Source organism: Streptomyces spongiicola, from assembly GCF_003122365.1.
In the GTDB taxonomy this organism is placed as follows: domain Bacteria; phylum Actinomycetota; class Actinomycetes; order Streptomycetales; family Streptomycetaceae; genus Streptomyces; species Streptomyces spongiicola.
Genome location: NZ_CP029254.1, coordinates 64,884 through 86,434, shown reverse-complemented (window position 1 = coordinate 86,434; position 21,551 = coordinate 64,884). Strand labels below are relative to the sequence as shown.

Sequence of the window (21,551 nt, the reverse complement as noted above, 5' to 3'; positions counted from 1 at the left end):
GCGGCGCCGGGCCGGGTGCACCCCGACGAACGGCAGCCCGTCCGGTGAACGGCGGCCCGCCCGCGTTCGATCTTGCAGGCGATCTTGCAGGCGATCGCTGATCCGCCCGTCTCGCACACCCGCGCCCCCGCACACGTACAGGACCGGCAGACCGCCCGCATCAAGCTCGCCTCCGCGTCCGCTCGCCCGCGTGCGTCTCCCCGCGGTTCAAGGACTTGGCCGACCGCTCGCCTCCGCGTCCGGTCGCCTCCGCGTCCGGTCGCCTCCGCGTCCGCTCGCCCGCGTGCTTCTCCCCGCGGTTCAAGGACTTGGCCGACCACTCGCCTCCGCGTCCGGTCGCCCCCGCACCCGCGTGTTCCGCCGAGCCGTCCCGGTTGATTGACCAGCCCGCGCCCGCGTGCCCCCGCGCAGGAGGCGACGCTCGGGGTCCCGGGGAAGGCCGCCCACCCGCGCCCCCGCACACCCACACGGTCCCCTCGAGCGCATCTTTCGCCCCGCGCCAGGAGCCCGCGCCCCCGCACACCCACACGGTCAGGGGGCGGCCGCGTCCTGCGGCAGCCGTTCGCGCAGGGTGGCGGCGAACTCCTCGGCCCGGGCGAGCCGGGTGCGCAGATCCGCCACGGCCTGCTGCGCGGCCTGCTCGAAGGAGCGGATCCGCCCGAGCAGTTCCGCGCGCTCCGCGGCGGGCAGTCCCTCGCGGGAGTCGAGGCGGTCGGTCGCGGCGAGCAGTTCGCGCATCTGGTCCAGGGTGAAGCCCAGCGGCTTCATGCGGCGGATCACCATCAGGCGGGCGACATCGGTCTCGGTGTAGAGGCGGAACCCGCCCTGGGAACGGGCGGACGGGCTGACCAGGCCGGTCTCCTCGTAGTGCCGGATCGTGCGCAGCGACAGCCCGGTCCGCGCGGCGACCTCGCCGATCTGCATGCGCCCGCCGCCGACGGGAGGACCGTCCTCGCCGCGGCACTCTCCGATGGGGTCGTGACCTCGCACCCGCCCGCCTTCCTCGTCCCGGCCGCCCTCTCGAAGGTCGGCTTCCATCCCTACCGTAACGTTAGGGTAGAGTTGCCGTGCCGGGGCCGGCCGCGAGCCGGCCCCCTGCCATGGTGCGGGGGACATCCTCCCGCACTCCTCCACCGTGCCGGGGCCGACGACGCCCCCGGTCGATACCGAGCCCGCGGGAGAGCGCGTGCCCATGCCCATGGTGCCGAGCGCCGCCGCCTGCCCGCCGTGATCCTTCACCCCTGGGCGGCGTCCGGGCCCCCAGGACCGGTGGCCGCCGCCACCCCCTGCCCTTGAGTCCGCCGCCGGCGGACCCCGCGGAAGGCCGCCCGGCCTCCCGCGCCCCTCCTGCGCGCCCCAGGCGGATGCCGGGCGTGCCCGAGCACGACAGGTCCTGCCTCCGTTGTCTTCCTCCGCACTGTCCCCTGCCGCGCGGCTGCGCGGCCTGAAGCCCGACTGGCTGTCCGACCCGCGGGTCTGGCGCACCGAGATCCTGGCCGGCCTGGTCGTCGCCCTCGCCCTGATCCCCGAGGCGATCTCCTTCTCGATCATCGCGGGGGTCGACCCGGCGATCGGGCTGTTCGCCTCCTTCACGATGGCCGTGACCATCGCCGTCGTCGGCGGCCGACGCGCGATGATCTCCGCGGCGACCGGCGCGATCGCCCTGGTCATCGCCCCGCTCAACCGTGAGCACGGCCTCGGCTACCTGATCGCCGCGGTCATCCTGGCCGGTGTCTTCCAGATCGTCCTCGGCGCGCTCGGCGTCGCGAGGCTGATGCGGTTCGTGCCCCGCTCGGTCATGGTCGGCTTCGTCAACTCGCTCGCCATCCTGATCTTCATGGCCCAGGTGCCCGAGCTGGCAGGGGTGCCCTGGGCGGTCTACCCGCTCGTCGTCGGCGGGCTGGCCCTCATGGTGTTCTTCCCGAAGGTCACCAGGGTGGTCCCGGCGCCGCTGGTCTCGATCGTGGTCCTCACCGTCATCACGGTCGCGGCCGGGATCGCCGTGCCGACCGTCGGCGACAAGGGCGAACTGCCCTCTTCCCTGCCCGTGCCCGGCCTGCCCGAGGTCCCGTTCACCCTGGACACGCTGACCACCGTCGCGCCGTACGCGTTCGCCATGGCGCTGGTCGGCCTGATGGAGTCCCTCATGACGGCCAAGCTGGTGGACGACATCACCGACACCCACTCCTCCAAGACCCGTGAGTCCATCGGCCAGGGCATAGCCAACATCGTCACCGGCCTCTTCGGCGGTATGGGCGGCTGCGCCATGATCGGCCAGACCATGATCAACGTACGGGTGTCCCGTGCCCGCACCCGTCTGTCGACCTTCCTCGCCGGTGCCTTCCTGATGGTGCTGTGCATCGCCTTCGGCCCCGTGGTCTCGGACATCCCCATGGCCGCGCTCGTCGCCGTGATGGTGATGGTGTCCTTCGCGACCTTCGACTGGCACTCCGTCGCCCCGAGGACCCTCCGGCGGATGCCCGCCGGGGAGATCACCGTGATGGCGGTCACCGTCGTCTGCGTGGTCGCCACCCACAACCTCGCCGTCGGTGTCGTCGTCGGCACCCTCACCGCGATGGTCGTCTTCGCCAAGCGCGTCGCCCACCTGGCCAACGTCACCTCGGTCACCGACCCCGACGGCAGCAGCGTCGTGTACTCCGTCACCGGCGAGCTGTTCTTCGCCTCCTCCAACGACCTCGTCGGCCAGTTCGACTACGCCGCCGATCCGGACAGGGTCGTCGTCGACCTGAGTGGCGCCCACATCTGGGACGCCTCCTCGGTCGCCGCGCTCGACGCCATCGAGACGAAGTACGCCCAGCGCGGGAAGAGCATCGAGATCGTCGGCCTCAACCTGCCCAGCGCCCGGATCCACGAGAAGCTCAGCGGCGAGCTGACCGGCAGCCACTGACGCGAGCGGGGCGGCTGTCGGCTGTCGTCCGCCGGCCGTCCGCCGCCCCGGTGGCGTCCGGCGGCACCCGTCCGGCGGCACCCTGCTCGGCGCGGCGGGCCCTTCAGGGCCGTAGTCCCGGCGGCGCCCGGTGCCCGGCACCGGGCCGCTCCGCCGCGCCCCGCCGGTCTCCTCTCCCGGCGCCGCCCGGCACGTCATTCCCGCGGGCGGGGGCCGCTCCGCCGGCGACCGCCCGCCCGGGAGCACCGGCGTACGTTCTTCCTGCGAGGCGAGGCGAGGCGAGGCGAGTCGAGGTGGGGGCGGGGCGGGGCGGGGACGGCCCGGTCCACGGGTACGCGGGGCGTCGGCGCGGTCCCTGCCGTGAACCACCGTCCGCGGTCCGTGATTTGACTTTGCCTCACCTCTGGGATTGCCTGCCGGTTGCACCCGTGATCCAGGGGGACCCCCATGCTCCACACCGTCCGTACCGCCGCCGGCGCACTCGCCGCCGCCGGCCTCGTACTCGGCCTCACCGCCTGCACCGAGGCCGCGGACAAGGCCGTCGACCAGGTCGACAGGGCCGTCACCGACACCTACGAGGTGACGTACGAGGTCACCGGCAAGGGCGTCGACTCGATCGACTTCCACGCCGGCGGCGGCACGGCGATGGAACCGGAGATCGAGACGGTGCGGCAGCCCGCTCTCCCGTGGAGGAAGACGGTCACGCTGAAGGGCATCATGCCGCCGGCCGTCATGCCCACCGCGGTGGACGCCGCCGACGCCGAGGTGAGCTGCTCGATCACCTACAAGGGCAAGGTCCTCAAGGAGTCGAAGGACTCCGGAACCGTGGTGGCCGGCGGCTGCATCGCGGTGTCACCGCTGGCCGGTTGACGTGCTCCCCGGCCCGGAGCCCGGGGATTCCGGCACGGGTCGACCAGTTGACCAGTCCACCGGTCGACCTGCGGTCACCCGTACCGGTGGAGGACCGGTGGTCACCCGTACCGGTGGAGGATGGGCGAGCGGGCCGACCGGCGGTCACCTCGCCGCGCGTGCGCGGTACGGGCGCCAGAACAGCGGCAGGGCCAGGGCGGACGCCACCGCCACCAGAGCCGCCAGCCAGATCGCCTGCCCGGTGCCGGTTTCCTGCGCGTCGCGGAGGACCGCCTTGATGACCTCCTTGGTCGCGGGCGCCACACCCGACAGCAACCGGTCGGTCAGGGTGGAGTCGGTCACCGCGTTGGCCAACATGCCGGCGTCGTCCTGCGACACGCCTTCCGCCCGGGCGACGTCCACCGCGATGTCGTCCTCGAAGTAGCGCTGAGCCGCGGAGAACACGGCCACGCCGAAGGCGCCGCCGAGCATGCTGCTCTCCTTGAACACCCCCGACGCGGTGCCGGCCAGCCTGAGCGGCGGTCCCGCGACCAGCGCACGCGACATCGGGATGGACATCAGGCCCAGCCCGATCCCGGCCACCACCTGGCCCGTGACGACGACGGGATACCCGGCACCGCGCCCGATCGCACCGGCGATCAGCGCGCCCACCCCCAGGAACGCCAGACCGGTCATCACGGGCAACCGCGGACCCCGGCGGGACTCGAACCGCCCGCCGACCGGAATGAACGCCAGGACGGTCAGGCTGGCCGGCAGCAGCAGGATTCCGGCGGCGAAGACGGAGAACCCCTGCACGTCCTGGAGGTAGACGGCGAGCAGGAACACGACGCCGCCGAACACGGCGTTCATCACGGTGTTGGCCAGGAGGGCCCCGCGGAAGGACGGATAGGAGAACAGGACGAGATCGAGCAGCGGTTCGGCCGCGCGCCGCTGAAGGAGCACGAAGGCCGTGCCGAGGAGCACCGCGGCGCCCAGCAACCCCAGGGTCACCGGATCGGCGAACCCGCGCTCCTGCCCCAGCGTGCAGCCGTAGATCAGGCAGAAGAAGGACGCTCCGCTGGTCAGCAGCCCGGGGACGTCCACATGCCGGGAGGCGTCGGGATCACGCGATTCGACGAGCACACTCCTGCGGACCAGCCACAGCGCCGCGAGCCCCAGGGGCAGCGCCACCCAGAAGACGGAGCGCCAGCCGAGGAGGGGGGTGAGCACCCCGCCCACCGCGGGACCCGCCGCCTGGCCGATCCAGGTGGTGCCCATCCACGCGCCGAACGCCCGCGCCTGCTCGTGCGGAGGGAACATCGCGGGAATCAGGGCGAGCGTGGCGGGGAGCACGAAGGCCGCGGCGCAACCCATCAGCGCGCGGCTCAGCAGCAGGCCCGGATACCCCGGTACCAGCACCACGAGCAGGGAGAAGGCCCCCATCCCGAGGAGGCCGAGTTCCAGCAGCCGACGGCGCCCGTACGCGTCGCACAGGCGTCCGGCCGCGAGGACGAGCACCCCGGTCGTCAGCCCGAAGGCGTTGTTGGCCAGCTGGAGCTGCGGAAGTGTGACGGGGAACTCCGCGGCGACGGTCGGAATGACCACGGCGAAGTCGGCGAAGGTCAGCCACACCACGGCGGCGGCGAGGCAGATACCGGTGAGGGCCTGCCAGCGGCGCTCGTGGTGGCTCCCGCTCGGGAGTCCGGTCGGACCTGCCATGCCCTGCCTCCACCCGCCGGCGCCCACCCGCCGGCTGTGCCTGTCACCGGTGCGGATGCCGGACCGAGTCCCCGGCTGCGGCGGCACCAGCACCATAGATGAGCGGGACATGTTTCCGGCGCCGCCGCGCCATCGTGCCGCGAGGACCAAGCGCACGGACGCGCCGGCCGCGGTGCGCCGCGGGCCATCGTCCGTGCCACGGGTCGCGCACCTCTGACTCCGGCTCGTCATGGGCGGCCCGCGGGTACGGGCGGACGGTACGGCGTGCACCGGGGAGTGCGCCCGCCGGACGGCGGCCTCCCGGTGCGGAGCCGCCCCGGGCGACCGGCGAAGCGGCGGCCGCAGGGCCGCCCGAGGCGCCGCCGGTTACGTCCGCTCACCAGGTACCCGAGGACCCGGACGCGCGAGAGCCCGAAGTCCCGGACGTTCGAGGGCCCGGACACTGCCCGAGGACCCGGACGTGCGAGGATCCGATGTTCCGGACGCACCAGGTGCCCGAGGACCCGGACGTGCGAGGACCCGAACACCCGGACACCCGAGGGCCCGTGAACCGTCCGGGGCCGAACGGCCGGGCCGGACCGGGCCGGTGGGATCCGGCCGCGCCGCGCGACCGGAACCGGCCCTCCTTTGTCTCGTTCACGGCGTTCCCATCCGCTGTACCCGCCAGTAGAAACCGGCGGTAACCAGTTCCGCGGACAGGAGGACGCCCATGCACCGCACCACACGCGGGCTCAGACTCACCCTCGCGGCCCTCGTCGCCTCGGCCGCCGCCCTCGGCGGCCTGCAGGCCACGGCACCGGCCGCCGCGGCCGCCCCGAGGGCGACCGTCTCGGCGCCCCTGCCGGCCGAGTTGGAGCAGATCCGCGCCGCACAGGCCACCGCGCTGTACGGCAGCCCCGCCGAACGCCCCCTCACCGACCGCAAGACGTCCATCGTCTCGCTCGGCGACAGCGAGATCTCCGGAGAGGGCGTCGGCACGTACGAGCCCGGCACCAACGGGCCCGACAACTGGTGCCACCGCTCACCCGACGCGGCGATCCACCGCACCGCCATCGGCACCGACACCACCTACAACCTCGCCTGCTCCGGAGCCCGCACCGGCCACATCGTGATCGGCGGCACCAAGCAGCACGCCGACGAACTCGTACAGAGCGACCATCTCGCCATCAAGGCCCGCAACACCAACGTGAAAATGGTGCTGCTGGTCGCCGGAGCCAACGACGACCTCCGCTTCGGGTCCGTCATGACCGACTGCGTCACACGCTGGTTCCTGTTCAAGGGCGCCTGCGAGCCCGGCTACGCCCCCGGCTGGCAGGCACGGATCGACGGACTTCGGCCCAAGGTCGAGCAGGCCGCACGCGACCTGCGGACCGTGATGCGCGACGCCGGATACGCGGACACCGACTACAAGCTCGTCGTCATGGGCTACCCGAGCCCCATCGGCCCCGACGTGTACGACAACCCGCGGTTCAAGGGCAAACTGCTGGGCGGCTGCACCGGCTACGACTCGGACGCCGCCTGGGGCCGCAACCACGCCGTACCCGCCTTCGAGCGCGGAATACGCGAAGCGGCCCGCAACACCGGCGCGGTCTACCTCGACAACTCCCGCCTCTTCCACGGGCACGAGGTGTGCATGGACGACGCGTGGGCGCGAGGTCTCTACATCGACCTGTTCAACCCCTTCCCGCCCGACTCCAACTCCCTGCGGCAGTCCTTCCACCCGAACAAGAGCGGGCACGCCGCGTTCGCGTCCTGCCTGACCCAGCTCCACGCCGTCGACTGGCGCGAGGCGAGCTGCGCCGACCCCGCGAGCACCTCGCGCCCCGTGCTCCACGAGGGCGCCTGGGACGACATGTTCCGCCCGCTGCGCAACCGCGCCACCGGCACCTGCGTCGACGTCGGCGGCTCGAAGACCGCCAACGGCTCGGACGTGGGCGGCTGGGACTGCCACGGCGGCCGCAACCAGGAATGGTGGTACGACCAGGAACGCGGCTCGCTGCACAGCGCACTCACCCACGACCGCTGCCTGGACGTGCCCCGCGGCGACTACACGCCCGGAGCTTCCCCGCACCTGTGGAACTGCCACGGCGGCGCCAACCAGCGGTTCGTCCTCAAGGACGAGACCATCAGCCCCGTGTCGGCACAGCACCTCTGCCTGACGCTCGCCTCCGCCCGGGACGAGCCGACCCTGCTTCCCTGCGACGGCTCGGCACGGCAGCGCTTCGCCTGAGTCCGCGCGACCCCGCGCCCGGCACCACACGCGGGCCCGGCGGGGTGGGGGCGGAGAAGGCCCGCTCCCACCCCCGCGACCGGTTCCACCTCGTGCCGGTTCGCACAGTCGGCCACGGGGCGCCATGCTGGTGAGGGAACCGGCGGACGGCCGTCCCGGCTCTCCTCGTCGAACACCGCCCGGCACGGGTGGGGGCCGGCCGCCCCGCCGCGCCGGGCGGACCGCGGCCCCCCGGGCCAGCAGCCGGAACCGGCAGAGCAGCCACGGCGCCCGCGGGGCACCCCGGGCCGCGAGCCACCAGGCGGGTACACCGCACACCCCGCGGCCGCGAACCGTTACGACCGCCTTACCGGCCCCTCCGTACGGTGGACGGAAGGGCCCGGCGCCCGGCACCGGCCACAAGGGACCCCCCAAGGAAACGCCATGACCCAACCCCTGATCCGGCAGATCCTCGACTACGACAACCGCGCGGACCCCTACCCCCTGTACGCCGAGCTCCGCGAGACGCCCGTGCTCCACGACGGTCACGGCACCTATGTCGTCAGCACCTACTGGGAGATCCTCAGCCTCCTCCACGACCCCCGGGTCAGCTCCGACCGGCGCAAGCGCACCGTGCAGGACATCTACGGCCTCACCCAGGACGGGGACGAGGGCTCGGCCCTGCCGCCGCCCTTCCTCCGCCTGGACCCCCCGGAGCACGACAGGCTGCGCACGGTCACCAACCGCTCGTTCGGGCCGCCCCATTCGCCCCGCCGCGTCCTGGGGATGCGCGACGAACTCGAAGCGGTCGTCTCCGGCCTCATCGACGGCATCGAGGACTCCGGCCGGATCGACCTCGTCGAGCAGTTCTCGTACCCCTTCCCCGTGACCGCGATCTGCCGCCTGCTGGGCGTCCCCCGCGAGGACGAACCGCGCTTCCACACCTGGGCGGACACCCTCGCCGCCAGCCTGGACCCCATGCCCGGGGAGGACCCGACCGAGCGCAACCGGCGCACCCGCGACGCCCAGCTGCAACTCGGCGGATACCTCGCCGAACTCATCGAGAAGCGCCGCGCCCACCCGGGTGACGACATGCTCTCCGAGCTGGCAGCCGGCACAGGGGAGAACGGTGAGCTGTCGACGATCGAGGCCATCACCACAGCGGCCCTGCTGCTGATCGCCGGCCACGAGACCACCGTCAACCTGATCACCAACGGGATGCTCACCCTGCTGCGCAATCCCGAGGTCCTCAAGCGGCTCGGCGACGACCCCCGGACCGCCCCGCGCATCGTGGAGGAACTGCTCCGCTACGAGCCGCCGGTGCAGCTCATCCCCAACCGGACCGCCGTCGCGGACATCGACATCGCCGGCGCCACCATCCCCAGCGGAGCCGCCCTCTGGCTGGTGCCCGGATCCGGCAACCGGGACCCGCTGCGCTTCGCCGACCCCGAGCGGTTCGACCCCGACCGCGAGGACATCGAGCACCTGGGGTTCGGCAGCGGAATCCACATCTGCTTCGGCGCCCCGCTCGCCCGGCAGGAGACGGAGCTCGCCCTGAGCCATCTGGCGCGCAGGCTGCACGGTCCCCGGCTGCTGGAGGACCCCCCGCCCTACCGCCGCAACGCGGTCCTGCGCGGCCCCCGGCACCTGTACATCGGCTGCGACGACATCCGGCCCTGACCCCCGGACCCGCTCCCCGGGCCCACCCACGGACCCGTCCGACCCGTCCCCGGACCCGCTCCCCGGGCCCACCCACGGACCCGTCCGACCCGTCCCCGGACCCGCTCCCCGGGCCCACCCACGGACCCGTCCGACCCGTCCCCGGACCCGCTCCCCGGGCCCACCCACGGACCCCCGGACCCGCTCCCCGGACCCGCTCCCCGGACCCGTCCCCGGACCCGCTCCCCGGGCCCGCCCCCCGGCCCGCTGCGGCCCGCCCCTCCCGCTCCACGGCCCGCCTCCCGTGTTCGGTTCCGATCGACATGGGAGGCGGGGCCGTCCACCGGGCGCATGACCCCGGCGGTACGTCCACCGGGCGCTTGTCCCCGGGGGTACGTCCGGCGGGCGCATGACCCCGGCCGTACGTCCACCGGGCGAGGGACACCCGCCCCCGTACGGTTCCCGCGGTGACCCCGCCCGCGGGAACCGTACGGGGGACCGCGGCGGCGGGCCGCGCTTCCCGGCGTGGCGGACACGGGCCGGACACGGGCCGGACCCGACCCGGGAACCCGCCCCGAGGTCACGATCGGATCTCACCAGTCAGCCCACCCCTTGCGGGCCACGCGTGTAATCGATTCCAATCCTTCCTGCGCCCCTTTGTGTAATCGATTCCACGATGTGTTCCCCGAGGAGGTGGACCAGCGATGGCGAGCATCAAGGACGTCGCCGCCGAGGCGGGAGTCTCCGCCGCCACGGTCTCGCGCGTCCTGAACGACCATCCGTCGGTCAGCGCCGACGCCCGCACCCGCGTACTGGCCGCCGTCGCGACGCTCGGCTACCGCCCCAACGCCGTCGCCCGCTCCCTGCGCACCGACCAGACCCACACCCTCGGCCTGGTCATCAGCGACGTGCTCAACCCCTACTTCACCGAGCTGGCCCGCTCCGTCGAGGAGGAGGCCCGAGCGCTCGGCTACAGCGTCATCATCGGGAACGCCGACGAACGGCCCGACCTCCAGGACCACCACATAAGGAACCTGCTGGACCGCCGCATCGACGGCCTCCTCGTCTCCCCCACCGACGGCGGCTCGCCGCTGATGCTCGACGCCGCACACGCGGGGACCCCGATGGTGTTCGTCGACCGGTGGATCCCGGGCGTGGACGTGCCCGTGGTCCGCTCCGACGGGCGGGCCGCCGTACGGGACCTGGTCGAGCACCTGCACCGCCTCGGGCACCGGCGCCTCGCGATCATCGCAGGACCCGCCGCGACCACCACCGGCCGGGAGCGCGTGGACGTCTTCAGGGAGGCACTCCGCGCGCACGGCCTCGACCTCCCCGACGCCTACGTCGGCCAGGGCGACTTCCAGGCGCGGAGCGGCCGCCGGGTCACCGAGCGCTTCCTCGACCTGCCCGACCCCCCCGAGGTCGTCTTCGCGGCCGACAACCTGATGGCCCTCGGAGCGCTGGACGCCCTGCGCGCCCGGGGCATGCGCGTCCCCGGCGACATCGCGCTCGCCGCCTTCGACGACGTCCCGTGGTTCGTGCACACCGACCCGCCGGTCACCGCCATCGCCCAACCCACCGGCGACCTGGGGCGCGCAGCCGTGCGCGCGCTGATCGCCCGGATCGAGGGCCGGCCCGGCGAGTCACTCACCCTGCCCGCCCGCCTCGTCATCCGCCGCTCGTGCGGCGAACCCTCCTCGACCTCACCCTCCCCGCCCCCCGTACGAAGGAGCAAGCCGTGAGCGACCCCGACGAGCTGCTGCGTGTCGAGGGCATCCGCAAGACCTACCCCGGCGTGGTCGCGCTCGACGGCGTCGACTTCGATCTCCGCCGCGGCGAGGTGCACGTACTGCTCGGCGAGAACGGGGCCGGCAAGAGCACCCTCATCAAAATGCTCTCCGGTGCCGCCACACCCGACGCCGGGCGGATCCTGGTCGCCGGCGAGGAGGTGCGCATCAGGGGAGCCCAGGACTCCGAACGCCTCGGAATCGCCACCATCTACCAGGAGTTCGTACTCGTACCCGATCTGTCCGTCGCCGAGAACATCTTCCTCGGACGCCAGCCCCGGCGCTTCGGGATGGTCGACCGCAAGCGGATGGAGGCCGACGCCGGGGAACTGCTCGCCCGCGTGGGCGTGAACGTGTCCCCAAGCGCCCTGGTGCGCGAACTCGGCATCGCCCGGCGGCAGATGGTCGAGATCGCCAAGGCACTCAGCCTCGACGCGCGCGTGCTCGTCATGGACGAGCCGACCGCCGTGCTGACCACCGAGGAGACCGACAGACTGTTCGCCATCGTGCGGCAGCTGCGGGCCGACGGGGTCGGAGTCGTGTTCATCACGCACCACCTGGAGGAGATCGCCGCCCTCGGGGACCGGGTGACCGTCATCCGCGACGGGAGGACCGCCGGGCAGGTCCCCGCCTCCACCGGCCAGGACGAACTCGTCCGCCTCATGGTGGGACGGCCGATCGAGCAGCAGTACCCGCGGCAGCCGGCCGAAGCCGGAGCCGCCCTGCTGACCGTCGAGGGACTCACCCGGGACGGCGCCTTCCACGACGTGAGCTTCGAGGTGCGGGCCGGCGAGGTCGTGGGCATCGCCGGACTCGTCGGGGCCGGCCGTACGGAGGTCGTACGGGCCGTCTTCGGCGCCGACCCCTACGACGAAGGCACCGTGAAGGCGGGCGGCACGGCGGTCAGACGCCACGACGTCGGCGCCGCCATGGCCGCCGGGATCGGCCTGGTACCCGAGGACCGAAAAGGCCAGGGGCTCCTCCTCGACGCCTCCGTGGAGGAGAACCTCGGGCTCGTCACCCTGCGGCGGGCCACCCGCGCCGGGCTCGTCGACCTCGGCGGTCAGCGCGAGGCCGCCGCGCGGATCGCGGACCGGCTCGGCATACGGATGGCCGGCCCCGGCCAGCAGGCGCGCACCCTGTCCGGCGGCAACCAGCAGAAGATCGTCATCGGCAAGTGGCTGCTCGCCGACACCAGGGTGCTGATCCTCGACGAGCCGACGCGCGGCATCGACGTCGGAGCCAAGGTCGAGATCTACCAGCTCGTCAACGAGCTGACGGCAGCCGGCGCCGCCGTCCTGATGATCTCCAGCGACCTGCCCGAGGTGCTCGGCATGAGCGACCGGGTGCTGGTGATGGCGCACGGGCGGATCGCCGGCGAACTCCCCGCAGGCGAAGCGACCCAGGACGCCGTGATGGCGCTCGCCGTCAGCAACCCCACTACCGGAACGGAGGCCTCCCGTGGCCACTGACACCCTCAAGAGCCCCGCGGGCACGGGCGGCTCCGCCGGCCCCGGCGGGCTGCGCCGGCTGCTGCTCGACAACGGGGCGCTCACCGCGCTCATCGTCCTCGTCGTCGCGCTGTCGGCACTGTCCGGCGACTTCCTGACAGCGGACAACCTGCTCAACATCGGCGTCCAGGCGGCCGTCACCGCGATCCTCGCCTTCGGCGTCACCTTCGTCATCGTCTCGGCGGGCATCGACCTGTCGGTCGGCTCGGTCGCCGCCCTGTCCGCCACCGTCCTCGCCTGGAGCGCCACCAGCGAGGGCGTACCGGTCGCCCTGGCGGTGGTCCTGGCCGTGGCCACCGGAACGGCCTGCGGCCTGGTCAACGGCCTCCTCGTCTCGTACGGCAGACTCCCGCCGTTCATCGCGACACTCGCCATGCTGTCCGTGGCGCGCGGGCTCTCCCTCGTCATCTCCCAGGGCTCGCCCATCGCCTTCCCGGAACCGGTCTCACGCCTCGGCGACACCATCGGCGGCTGGCTGCCGGTACCCGTCCTGGTGATGGTCGCCCTGGGGCTGATCACGGCGTTCGTACTGAGACGCACCTACCTCGGGCGGTCCATGTACGCGATCGGCGGCAACGAGGAGGCGGCCCGGCTCTCGGGGCTGCGGGTCGGCAAGCAGAAGATCGCCGTCTACGCCCTGTCCGGGCTGTTCGCCGCCGCCGCGGGCATCGTGCTCGCCTCCCGGCTGTCATCCGCGCAACCGCAGGCCGCCCAGGGCTACGAACTCGACGCCATCGCGGCCGTCGTCATCGGCGGTGCCTCGCTCGCGGGCGGTACCGGCAAGGCGTCCGGGACACTGATCGGTGCGCTGATACTCGCGGTGCTCCGCAACGGCCTCAACCTCCTGTCCGTGTCCGCCTTCTGGCAGCAGGTGGTCATCGGTGTGGTGATCGCGCTGGCCGTGCTGCTCGACACCGCGCGGCGCAAGGCGGGGGCGACTCCGGTGGTCGCCGGTGCCGGTGCCGGTGCCGGCGGCGGCCCCGGCAGGGGCAGGGGCAGGGGCAGGCAGGCGGCCACCTACCTCCTCGCCGCCGTGGTCGCCACCGCGGTCGTGGGGGCCACCTCGCTGCTGCACGGCGGCCCGCAGACGGCCGCACAGCAGCGGATCGGGCTGTCGCTGTCCACGCTCAACAACCCCTTCTTCGTGCAGATCAGGGCGGGCGCGGAGGCCGAGGCGAAGAGGCTCGGAGTCGACCTCACCGTCACCGACGCGCAGAACGACGCATCGCAGCAGGCCAACCAGCTCCAGAACTTCACCAGCGGGGGACTGGCGTCGATCGTCGTCAACCCGGTGGACTCGGACGCGGCCGGCCCGGCGGTCCAGGCCGCCAACCGGGCAGGCATACCCGTCGTCGGCGTCGACCGGGGCGTCAGCAACGCGAAGACGGCGGCACTGGTCTCCTCCGACAACGTCGAGGGCGGCAGGCTGGGCGCCCGGGCACTCGCCGAGAAGCTCGGCGGCGAGGGCACGATCGTCATCCTGCAGGGCCAGGCCGGCACCTCCGCCAGCCGGGAGCGCGGCGCGGGCTTCGCCGAGGGACTGAAGGCCTACCCGGGAATCAGGGTGGTCGCCCGGCAACCCGCCGACTTCGACCGCACCAAGGGCCTCGACGTGATGACGAACCTCCTCCAGGCGCACCCCGACATCGACGGCGTCTTCGCGGAGAACGACGAGATGGCGCTCGGCGCGGCCAGGGCACTGGGCTCGAAGGCCGGTACGTCGGTCCAGGTGGTCGGCTTCGACGGCACTCCGGACGGGCTGAAGGCGGTCGAGGACGGGACACTGTACGCGTCGGTGGCCCAGCAGCCGAGGGAACTCGGCCGGATCGCCGTGGGCAACGCCCTGCGGGCCGCCGCGGGCGAGAAGGTGAGTGCGACGGTGAAGGTACCGGTCAAGGTGGTCACCGGGGAGAACGTGGCCGGTTTCGGCGGCTGACGTCCGAGAGGTGACGAATGACGTCCGACAGGCGACGTCCGACAGGTGACGACTGACAGGTGACGACTGACATCTGACAGATGACATCTGACGAATACTGTCACCTGACATCAGGTGGCCGGTGCCTCGGCTCCGGCCACCTGCCGTAGACGGGGTATCAGGGGAGACCATTCATGTACGACTACGACCTCCTGGTCATCGGATCGGCCAACGCCGACCTGGTGATCGGGGTCGATCGGCGGCCGGGCCCCGGGGAGACGGTGCTCGGCTCCGACCTGGCCGTCCATCCGGGCGGCAAGGGCGCCAACCAGGCCGTCGCGGCCGCCCGGCTGGGAGCCCGCACGGCGCTGCTGGCCCGGGTCGGCGACGACGCGCACGGACGTCTGCTGCTCGACGCGCAGCGGGCGGCCGGCGTCGACACGGTGGGCGTGCTGGTCGGCGGCGCGCCGACCGGCGTCGCGCTGATCACCGTGGACCCGTCCGGCGACAACAGCATCGTGGTGTCGCCCGGCGCGAACGGGAAGCTCACCCCCGGGGACGTCCGGGCGGCGGGAAGCCTCTTCCACGCCTCCCGGGTGGTGTCGGCGCAGCTGGAGATTCCGCTCGAGACGGTCGTGGAGGCGGTGAGGAACCTGGCGCCGGGCACCCGCTTCGTACTGAACCCGTCGCCGCCCCGTCCCCTGCCGCCGGAGGTGCTCGCGGCCTGCGACCCGCTGATCGTGAACGAGCACGAGGCGAGGGCGATCCTCGGCGACGCACCGCTCGGCGACGGGCCCGCGGACTGGGCGCGGATCCTGCTCGCCCGCGGCCCGCGTTCGGTGGTGGTGACGCTCGGTGCGCAGGGGGCACTGGTGGCGTCGGCGCAGGGCGTGGCCCTGGTGCCCGCTGTGCTGGTGGACGCCGTCGACACCACCGGCGCGGGCGACGCCTTCACCGCGGCGCTGGCCTGGCGGCTGGGGCAGGGCGACGCGCTTGCGGACGCGGCGGCGTACGCGTCGAGGGTCGGGGCCGCGGCGGTGACGAAGGCGGGGGCGCAGGAGGCGTACCCGACCCCGGAGGAAGTCGCCGCGCTGTGAGGAGCGCCGGGATCCTCAACCGCCGTCTCGCCGGGGCACTGGCGGAGCCGGGGCAGGGTGACCCCGCGCTGGTGTGTGACGCCGGGATGCCGGTCCCGGGCGGGCCCCGCGTCGTCGACCCTGCCTTCCGGGCCGGGGTGCCGTCGTTCGCCGATTCGCTCGACGGGCTGCCGGCCGAACTGGTCGCGGAGGGCGCGACCGCGGCGAAGGAGACCCGGCGGGCCGACCCTGCGGCGGCCGCGCTGCTGGGGGTCGCCTCCCCGCGCTCCGTCTCGTACCGCGCGAGCGGCTGAAGAGGCTCCCGGGAGGCGCCGCCCGGCTCGTCGTGGGCACCGGGGAGGCGCCGCCGTACGCGAACGTGCTGCCGCGCCGCGGGGTCTTCTTCTGAGGCCCGTGCCTTTTCTGAGGCCCGTACCTTCGGGCAGGGGCGCGGCCGATCCCGCCGCCCCGTCGGCCCGGACGCCCGAGGACGCCGGCCGGCGGGGCTCCGCGGGCGGGGAGGTCGACGGCTGCGCCGGCCCGCCGTCCCGCCGGCCCGCCGGATCCGGGGGTGCGGGCGGGTGCGGCCGCCTTCCCTGGGTGGGTGCGGGTGCGGTCAGCTCCCGGCCGGGCGCAACGCGTCGGCGTAGAGCGCGAACAGGCGGAGGGCGGGGGTGCCGTCCGCCCGCGGCGTTCCGCGCAGTCGCGCCCAGCAGTCCGCGGCCAGGCGGCGGGCGCCCGTCCCGGGCCAGGGCTCGGGCAGGAGCTGCGGCGGCAGGAGCGGGTCGGGCTCCATCGCCGCGGTGAATCGGGCGGCGAGTTCGACGGCCGCGGTGAGGCGCTCGGCGTCCGACGGCTCGGGGCCGTCGTCGAGGCGGGCCAGGCCGGCGCGGGCGAAGGCGGCGAGCTCTTCGTGCCGGCGGGCGATCTCGCCGAGCGGCCACAGCGCGGCGGCCAGTGCACGGGGGTCGGTCAGCTCGCCGATCCGCAGGTCGGTGGTGGTGAGGCGGGTCAGCGTGGCGAGGACGCCGAGCTGCTCCGCCCGGGCTTCGACGAGTTCGGCGACGGGGTTGGCGGTGACGTACAGACCGCTGTGGACGGATGCGGCCCCGAGCCGGAGGAGGTGCTCGCGCAGGGTGTCGCGGGCGGTCCGCCGGGACTCGGGAACGGCGAAGGCGAAGAGGTGCCAGGTGCCGTCCCAGGGTGCCAGTCCGGCGTCCTGACGGTACGCGTGGCGCACGAAGGCGGCGTCGGGTGCCAGGGATCCGGTGGCATCGGCCACGGCGTGCAGGGTCGCCTTGCGGCCCCGGCCCTCCTGGGTGAACCGGCCTTCGTCGACCAGGCGTCTGACGCAGAGCCTGATCTGCTGGCCGCTCATGCCGAGCAGGCCGGCGACGGCGTACAAGTCGCCCGCGTCCACGGTGCCGTCCTCGCGGACCAGTGCCTGCACGACCAGCCGGGTCGGGATGCCCGGCCTGTCCGCGCCGCCCTCGGTGCGGGCGGGGCCGCTCCTCACGGTGTCTTCCGCCGGCTCGTCACGTCCGCTGCGGTGACCGGGCGGTGCATGGTCGTGACCGCGCCGAAGCCCATCAGCCCGCGCAGGTACGGGGTCTGCTCGGTGCGGTGGGCGGTGAATCCGTGCCGCTCGTACAGCGCCCTGGCGCGGGGGTTGGTGTCGATGACGTCCAGGCGGACGCGGTGGCAGCGGTTCTCGGCGGCGACGGCGGCGATCTCGCGAAGGAGGAGGCCGCCGGTGCCCTTGCCGCGGTGTGCCGCGTCGACGGCGATGCCGTCCATGACCAGTTCCCCCGCGTCGGGAGTGCGTTCGAGCAGGGCCAGGACCGCCAGTCGCGGCAGGCCGCGGAGCATGCCGTAGGCGGACAGGACCTCCCGCACACCGCCGCCGGTGAGGGCGCGGCGGCCCAGCCGGTAGCCGGCCACCCCCACCACCCGGCCGCCGGACAGCGCGACGACACCCCGGTCGTGGTGCAGATGGGCCGCGATGAACGCCCGCCCCGTGTCCGGTGGGTTGAGCGCCGGGCCGAGCTTCCGGCCGAACGCCTCCCAGTACAGCGCCGCCACCCGGGCTGCGCTGCCCTCGGGGACGCCTCTGCGTACCACCGGGCCGCCGCCCTCGGATTCCCGGGCCCCGTCCGCCGCCGTCTCCATGCCGCCTCCTCGTCCGTCCACCGAACCCTCTTGTGCGCTCGATGGTAATACGTTCATCATCAGTACGACCGTTTTGGAAGTGAACTTTTTCGGGATGCGAACTTTTCGGAGGCCGGTGTGTTCCGTACGCGGGGAGTGCCGAAGCGGCGCACACGGCGCCCGGTGGTCTGGGCGCTGGTGGGCGCGCTGCTGGCGGCCGCGGGGCTCGGGGGAGTGGTGGCGTGGCAGCACACCTACGCGCTGCGCGAGGAGAAGGTGTCCCTGCGGCACCGGGGCAGGCTGCTCGACGGGGTGCTGGCCCGGCCCGAACGAGGGGAGGGGCCGTTCGGCCTGGTCGTCTTCGTCCACGGCGACGGGCCCACGGACGCGACGCACGAGACGTTCTACCGGCCGATGTGGGAGTCCTTCGCCCGAGCCGGTTACGCCTCGCTGTCGTTCAGCAAGCCCGGCGTCGCCGGCTCGGAGGGCGACTGGCTGGACCAGAGCATGGCGGACCGGGCCGACGAGGCGCTCGCCGCCGTGCGATGGGCCCGTGACCGGCCCGACATCGACGGCCGCCGCGTCGGGCTGTGGGGCGCGAGCCAGGCCGGCTGGGTCCTGCCCGCGGCCGCCGCGGAGGACCGGCGGCTGCAGTTCGTCATCGCCGTCTCCCCGGCCGTCAACTGGAAGCGCCAGGGCCGCTACAACCTCCTCGCCGAGCTGCGCCGGGACGGCGCGGGAGCCGAGCGGAGGGACGCGGCACTGCGCCGCCGGGAGGCCACCCTGCGCCTGCTGGAGCGGGGGGCGTCCTTCGCCGAGTACCGGGCAGCGATCGCCGGCCCGGGCCGCATGACGCGCGCGCGGTGGGGGTTCGCCGTCCGCAACCACCGCTCGGACGCCACCGCGGACCTGAGGGCGATGCGCGGCACCCCCGTCCTGCTGGTGACCGCCGGCCACGACGTCAACGTGGACGTCGCCGAGACCGAGGCCGTCTACCGCGGGGTGCTGCCGGCGGCGTCCCTGACCGTCGCGCACTATCCCGGCGCCACCCACTCCCTGGTCGACCGCGATCTGGAGCGCTCGCGGTGGCGGTTGACACTGGCCGCCGTCTTCGGGCCCCGGAAGCTGTACACCGAGGGGTTCCTCGCGGACCAGGCCCGGTTCGTCTCGCAGCGCCCCGTCGGCCCGGGGACACCGTGAGCCCCGTCCGTGAACCCCGCCTCGTACTCGTGAATTCCACCTCCTGAATGCCCCCCTTGAATCCCACCTCGTGGATCCCGTCCCGTGCGCGCCACCCCGTGAACTCCTCCGCGGGCGCGGCGGGCGCGGCGGGCGCGGCGGCCACGTGAGCCGGGCCCGCCGTGCCCGGCCGGTGACGGGGGCCCGGCAGGCCGGGCCCCGCACCGAACGGTCCCGCAGTCCTTCCGGCTGCGGGACCGTGTCGCCGTCCGGTCGTCCGGTCGTCCGGTCGTCCGGTCGTCTGGTCGTCCGGTCCGGTCAGGCGCTGCTCATGGCGCAGGTGCCGCGGTCGGCCTTCGCCGGGCCTTCGGCGGTGGGCCGGACGTCGAAGTCGAATATGGCGGTGGGGACGTACAGCGAGCAGCAGGCGTTGGGGATGTCGACGATGCCGCTGATGCGCCCCTCGATGGGAGCGGAACCGATGAGCAGATAGGCCTGCTCTCCGCTGTAGCCGAACTTCTTCAGGTACTCGACGGCGTTGAGGCAGGCCCGCCGGTAGGCGAGCGTCGCGTCCAGATAGAAGTTCGTGTCGGTGTCGTGGTCGACGGAGATCCCGATGAAGGTGAGGAACTCCGTGTACCTTGGCTCGACATTGCCCGGGACGAACACGGGGTTGGTGGAGATGCCGTACGTCTCCATGCCGCCCTTGATCAGGTCGACGTGGAAGTCGATGAAGCCGCCCATCTCGATGGCTCCGCAGAACGTGATCTCTCCGTCGCCCTGACTGAAGTGCAGGTCGCCGCCGGAGAGTTTGGCGTCCTTGACGTGTACGGGGTAGTAGACCCGTGAACCGCGGGTGAAGTTCTTGATGTCGTGGTTGCCTCCGTTCTCGCGGGCCGGCACCGTGCGCGCGCCCTCCGCCCCGATCCGCTTGGCGAGGTCACCGCTCGCCGTGCCGGCGAGGGCGTTGGTGCTGTCCGGCGGTACGGCGAGCGGCGGGACCCGGTTCGGGTCCGTGTCGATCAGCGCCTGCTCACGGGTGTTCCAGCGGGCGAGCATCTCGGCCGAGGGCGCCGTTCCGAACAGCCCGGGGTGGGTGATCCCGGTGAAACGGACCCCGGGCAGATGACGGGACACGGCCTGCTGCCCGTGGAAGTCCCATACCGCCTTGTAGGCGTCCGGGAAGTAGTCCGTCAGGAAGCCGCCGCCGTTGGCCTTGGCGAAGATGCCGGTGTAGCCCCAGCTCTGGCCCGCCATGTCGCCGGTCTGCTGCGGCACGGGGCCGAGGTCGAGGATGTCGACGACGAGCAGGTCGCCGGGCTCGGCGCCCTCCACGCCTATCGGGCCGCTGAGCATATGGGGGATGGTCAGGTCGATGTCGCGTACGTCGTTGGCGGAGTCGTTGTTGCCGACCTGGCAGTCGGTCCAGTCGCGGCACTCCACGCGGAACTCCGCTCCCGGCTTCACCATGGCGACGGTGGGGACGTCCGGGTGCCACCTGTTGTGTCCGGGCACGTCCTGGTCGCGCATCGACTTGCTCTGGTCCACACTGAATACCACTTCGGGCATGACGACTCCTTATTTCCGATCAGGTCACGTTGCCGTGCTCACGTTCCCGGCCCGGGAGGCGCCGGGACGGGCTGCCGCGAACTCCGGGTGAGCGGCCACAGCGCCGCGAACACCACGACGCCGAACACCGCCAGGGCGATGGCGATCTCGGTGGGGTGCTTCCAGTAGCCGGAGAGCAGCAGCCCGGCCGGGATCACTCCGGTGACCCAGCCCTGGATGGCCGTGACCCAGCCCGTGTACTCCCTGAGGGCGTCCTTCTTGAGACCGAGCAGCAGGAAGAACAGGAACCACAGGAAGGCCCAGTAGAGCCAGATGACCCCGAAGGCCTGGTCCTCGAAGAGCCGGAAGTTGACGAACGCGTATCCCAGGGCCGCGATGGCCACGAACAGCGAGTAGTAGCCGACACCGGAGCTGTCGAGCCCGGTGAGCAGGCCGATGCCTACGTACAGGTAGGTGAAGCCGAACAGGTAGATGCCGGACGCCGCCAGGATCCTCATGGGGTCGTCGCCGGCGGTGAAGATGAGGTAGGTCGGCGTCAGTACCTGCAGTGCTCCGATGAAGAGGTTGAACACCGCTCCTGCCTTGGCGTCAACCTTTCCGAGGAGCAGCAGGCCGTTGATGAAGAGCACCGCACCGACGAAGAGCAGTCCCACATTGCCCACCGGGGACGCACCTCCTCAGGCCGCGTGGGGACGGATTTGCCGAGACCGGTCCGAGAGGTTCTGCCGTGTCGACCACCGCCCTCAGGAACGGGGCAACCGCGGGAGCGCGGGGTGCGGGCGCCGCGGTACGCCCTTGCCCGGCGGCACTTCGGACACCACTGCCGGCGCCTCGCGGGAGCGTTCGTCCCGTTCGTGGAGGGAGGCGACGGTGTGCGGGGTCAGCGTGAGGCCGGGCGGGGAGTACACACGTCGGGCGGGGCCCGTGCAGACGGGGCAGCCGTGATCGGCGGGCGCGGTCCCGATCGCCAGCCTGACGTCGAAGGGCCCGCAACGGCCGCACAGGTATTCATAGGTTGCCAT

General features: G+C 73.0%; 16 protein-coding genes and 1 pseudogene. 10 read left to right on the top strand and 7 right to left on the bottom strand.

Annotated elements, in window-relative coordinates; all coding sequences use genetic code 11:
• Nucleotides 1–531: 531 nt before the first annotated feature.
• Nucleotides 532–924, bottom strand: a complete 393-nt coding sequence (locus DDQ41_RS00355) for a MerR family transcriptional regulator (RefSeq protein WP_109297463.1) — start codon at nt 922–924, stop codon at nt 532–534.
• Between the two features lie 478 nt (nt 925–1,402).
• On the opposite strand from DDQ41_RS00355, the gene DDQ41_RS00345 reads away from it, so the two are divergent.
• Together DDQ41_RS00345 and DDQ41_RS00340 are read left to right on the top strand one after the other, a co-directional pair.
• The gene (locus DDQ41_RS00345; RefSeq protein ID WP_109292633.1) at nt 1,403–2,908 is read left to right on the top strand and encodes a SulP family inorganic anion transporter; all 1,506 of its coding nucleotides are present in this window, start codon (nt 1,403–1,405) and stop codon (nt 2,906–2,908) included.
• Between the two features lie 447 nt (nt 2,909–3,355).
• Nucleotides 3,356–3,778, top strand: coding sequence for a hypothetical protein (locus DDQ41_RS00340; protein ID WP_109292632.1), 423 nt, complete (start codon nt 3,356–3,358; stop codon nt 3,776–3,778).
• A gap of 144 nt (nt 3,779–3,922) precedes the next feature.
• Here the strand turns inward: DDQ41_RS00340 and DDQ41_RS00335 are convergent, their stop codons facing one another.
• Nucleotides 3,923–5,476 (bottom strand): MFS transporter, encoded by a 1,554-nt coding sequence (locus DDQ41_RS00335; protein WP_109297462.1) that lies wholly within the window; start codon nt 5,474–5,476, stop codon nt 3,923–3,925.
• 709 nt (nt 5,477–6,185) lie between these two features.
• Between DDQ41_RS00335 and DDQ41_RS00330 the strand changes: the two genes are divergently transcribed.
• The 7 genes and pseudogenes from DDQ41_RS00330 to DDQ41_RS00300 all read left to right on the top strand — a co-directional run bounded on the left by DDQ41_RS00330 (nt 6,186) and on the right by DDQ41_RS00300 (nt 16,042).
• Nucleotides 6,186–7,706, top strand: coding sequence for a ricin-type beta-trefoil lectin domain protein (locus DDQ41_RS00330; RefSeq protein ID WP_109292631.1), 1,521 nt, complete (start codon nt 6,186–6,188; stop codon nt 7,704–7,706).
• A gap of 423 nt (nt 7,707–8,129) precedes the next feature.
• On the top strand, nt 8,130–9,365 hold the full coding sequence (locus DDQ41_RS00325; protein ID WP_109292630.1) for a cytochrome P450: 1,236 nt from the start codon (nt 8,130–8,132) through the stop codon (nt 9,363–9,365).
• Nucleotides 9,366–10,048: 683 nt separating this feature from the next.
• Nucleotides 10,049–11,086, top strand: coding sequence for a LacI family DNA-binding transcriptional regulator (locus DDQ41_RS00320; RefSeq protein ID WP_109292629.1), 1,038 nt, complete (start codon nt 10,049–10,051; stop codon nt 11,084–11,086).
• A complete protein-coding gene (locus DDQ41_RS00315; protein ID WP_109292628.1) occupies nt 11,083–12,603 on the top strand; it encodes a sugar ABC transporter ATP-binding protein in 1,521 nt (506 codons plus the stop codon). The genes DDQ41_RS00320 and DDQ41_RS00315 overlap by 4 nt, the downstream gene beginning before the upstream one ends.
• Nucleotides 12,593–14,578: an ABC transporter permease/substrate-binding protein gene (locus DDQ41_RS00310; protein WP_109292627.1), complete on the top strand. Its 1,986-nt coding sequence runs from the start codon at nt 12,593–12,595 to the stop codon at nt 14,576–14,578. The genes DDQ41_RS00315 and DDQ41_RS00310 overlap by 11 nt, the downstream gene beginning before the upstream one ends.
• 173 nt (nt 14,579–14,751) lie before the next feature.
• Complete coding sequence (locus DDQ41_RS00305; protein ID WP_109292626.1) at nt 14,752–15,654, top strand: ribokinase; 903 nt, start codon at nt 14,752–14,754, stop codon at nt 15,652–15,654.
• Nucleotides 15,651–16,042 (top strand): annotated as a pseudogene (locus DDQ41_RS00300) (RbsD/FucU domain-containing protein). The gene DDQ41_RS00305 and the pseudogene DDQ41_RS00300 overlap by 4 nt, the downstream one beginning before the upstream one ends.
• A 207-nt stretch (nt 16,043–16,249) precedes the next feature.
• Here the strand turns inward: DDQ41_RS00300 and DDQ41_RS00295 are convergent.
• Entirely contained in the window at nt 16,250–17,149 is a 900-nt protein-coding gene (locus DDQ41_RS00295) for a PaaX family transcriptional regulator C-terminal domain-containing protein (protein WP_109292625.1), read from the bottom strand.
• A complete protein-coding gene (locus DDQ41_RS00290) occupies nt 17,146–17,802 on the bottom strand; it encodes a GNAT family N-acetyltransferase (RefSeq protein ID WP_109292624.1) in 657 nt (218 codons plus the stop codon). Before DDQ41_RS00290 ends, DDQ41_RS00295 begins: the two co-directional genes overlap by 4 nt.
• 117 nt (nt 17,803–17,919) lie before the next feature.
• Between DDQ41_RS00290 and DDQ41_RS00285 the strand changes: the two genes are divergently transcribed.
• A complete protein-coding gene (locus tag DDQ41_RS00285) occupies nt 17,920–18,981 on the top strand; it encodes an alpha/beta hydrolase family protein (protein ID WP_245991396.1) in 1,062 nt (353 codons plus the stop codon).
• Between the two features lie 297 nt (nt 18,982–19,278).
• On the opposite strand, the gene fmdA is transcribed toward DDQ41_RS00285, so the two are convergent.
• The 3 genes from fmdA to DDQ41_RS00270 all read right to left on the bottom strand — a co-directional run bounded on the left by fmdA (nt 19,279) and on the right by DDQ41_RS00270 (nt 21,551).
• Entirely contained in the window at nt 19,279–20,529 is a 1,251-nt protein-coding gene (fmdA, locus tag DDQ41_RS00280) for a formamidase (protein WP_109292622.1), read from the bottom strand.
• A gap of 38 nt (nt 20,530–20,567) precedes the next feature.
• Nucleotides 20,568–21,191 carry an AmiS/UreI family transporter gene (locus tag DDQ41_RS00275; RefSeq protein ID WP_109292621.1) on the bottom strand — a complete coding sequence of 208 codons (624 nt, stop codon included), beginning with the start codon at nt 21,189–21,191 and terminating at the stop codon, nt 20,568–20,570.
• 81 nt (nt 21,192–21,272) lie between these two features.
• Nucleotides 21,273–21,551 (bottom strand): FmdB family zinc ribbon protein, encoded by a 279-nt coding sequence (locus DDQ41_RS00270; protein WP_109292620.1) that lies wholly within the window; start codon nt 21,549–21,551, stop codon nt 21,273–21,275.

Excerpts from the sequence above, each read along its gene's own strand:
- DDQ41_RS00355 (WP_109297463.1), bottom strand. The coding sequence starts at position 924 with ATGCAGATCGGCGAGGTCGCCGCGCGGACCGGGCTGTCGCTGCGCACG.
- DDQ41_RS00340 (WP_109292632.1), top strand. The coding sequence starts at position 3,356 with ATGCTCCACACCGTCCGTACCGCCGCCGGCGCACTCGCCGCCGCCGGC.
- DDQ41_RS00335 (WP_109297462.1), bottom strand. The coding sequence starts at position 5,476 with ATGGCAGGTCCGACCGGACTCCCGAGCGGGAGCCACCACGAGCGCCGC.
- DDQ41_RS00330 (WP_109292631.1), top strand. The coding sequence starts at position 6,186 with ATGCACCGCACCACACGCGGGCTCAGACTCACCCTCGCGGCCCTCGTC.
- DDQ41_RS00325 (WP_109292630.1), top strand. The coding sequence starts at position 8,130 with ATGACCCAACCCCTGATCCGGCAGATCCTCGACTACGACAACCGCGCG.
- DDQ41_RS00320 (WP_109292629.1), top strand. The coding sequence starts at position 10,049 with ATGGCGAGCATCAAGGACGTCGCCGCCGAGGCGGGAGTCTCCGCCGCC.
- DDQ41_RS00305 (WP_109292626.1), top strand. The coding sequence starts at position 14,752 with ATGTACGACTACGACCTCCTGGTCATCGGATCGGCCAACGCCGACCTG.
- DDQ41_RS00290 (WP_109292624.1), bottom strand. The coding sequence starts at position 17,802 with ATGGAGACGGCGGCGGACGGGGCCCGGGAATCCGAGGGCGGCGGCCCG.
- fmdA (WP_109292622.1), bottom strand. The coding sequence starts at position 20,529 with ATGCCCGAAGTGGTATTCAGTGTGGACCAGAGCAAGTCGATGCGCGAC.
- DDQ41_RS00270 (WP_109292620.1), bottom strand. The coding sequence starts at position 21,551 with ATGGCAACCTATGAATACCTGTGCGGCCGTTGCGGGCCCTTCGACGTC.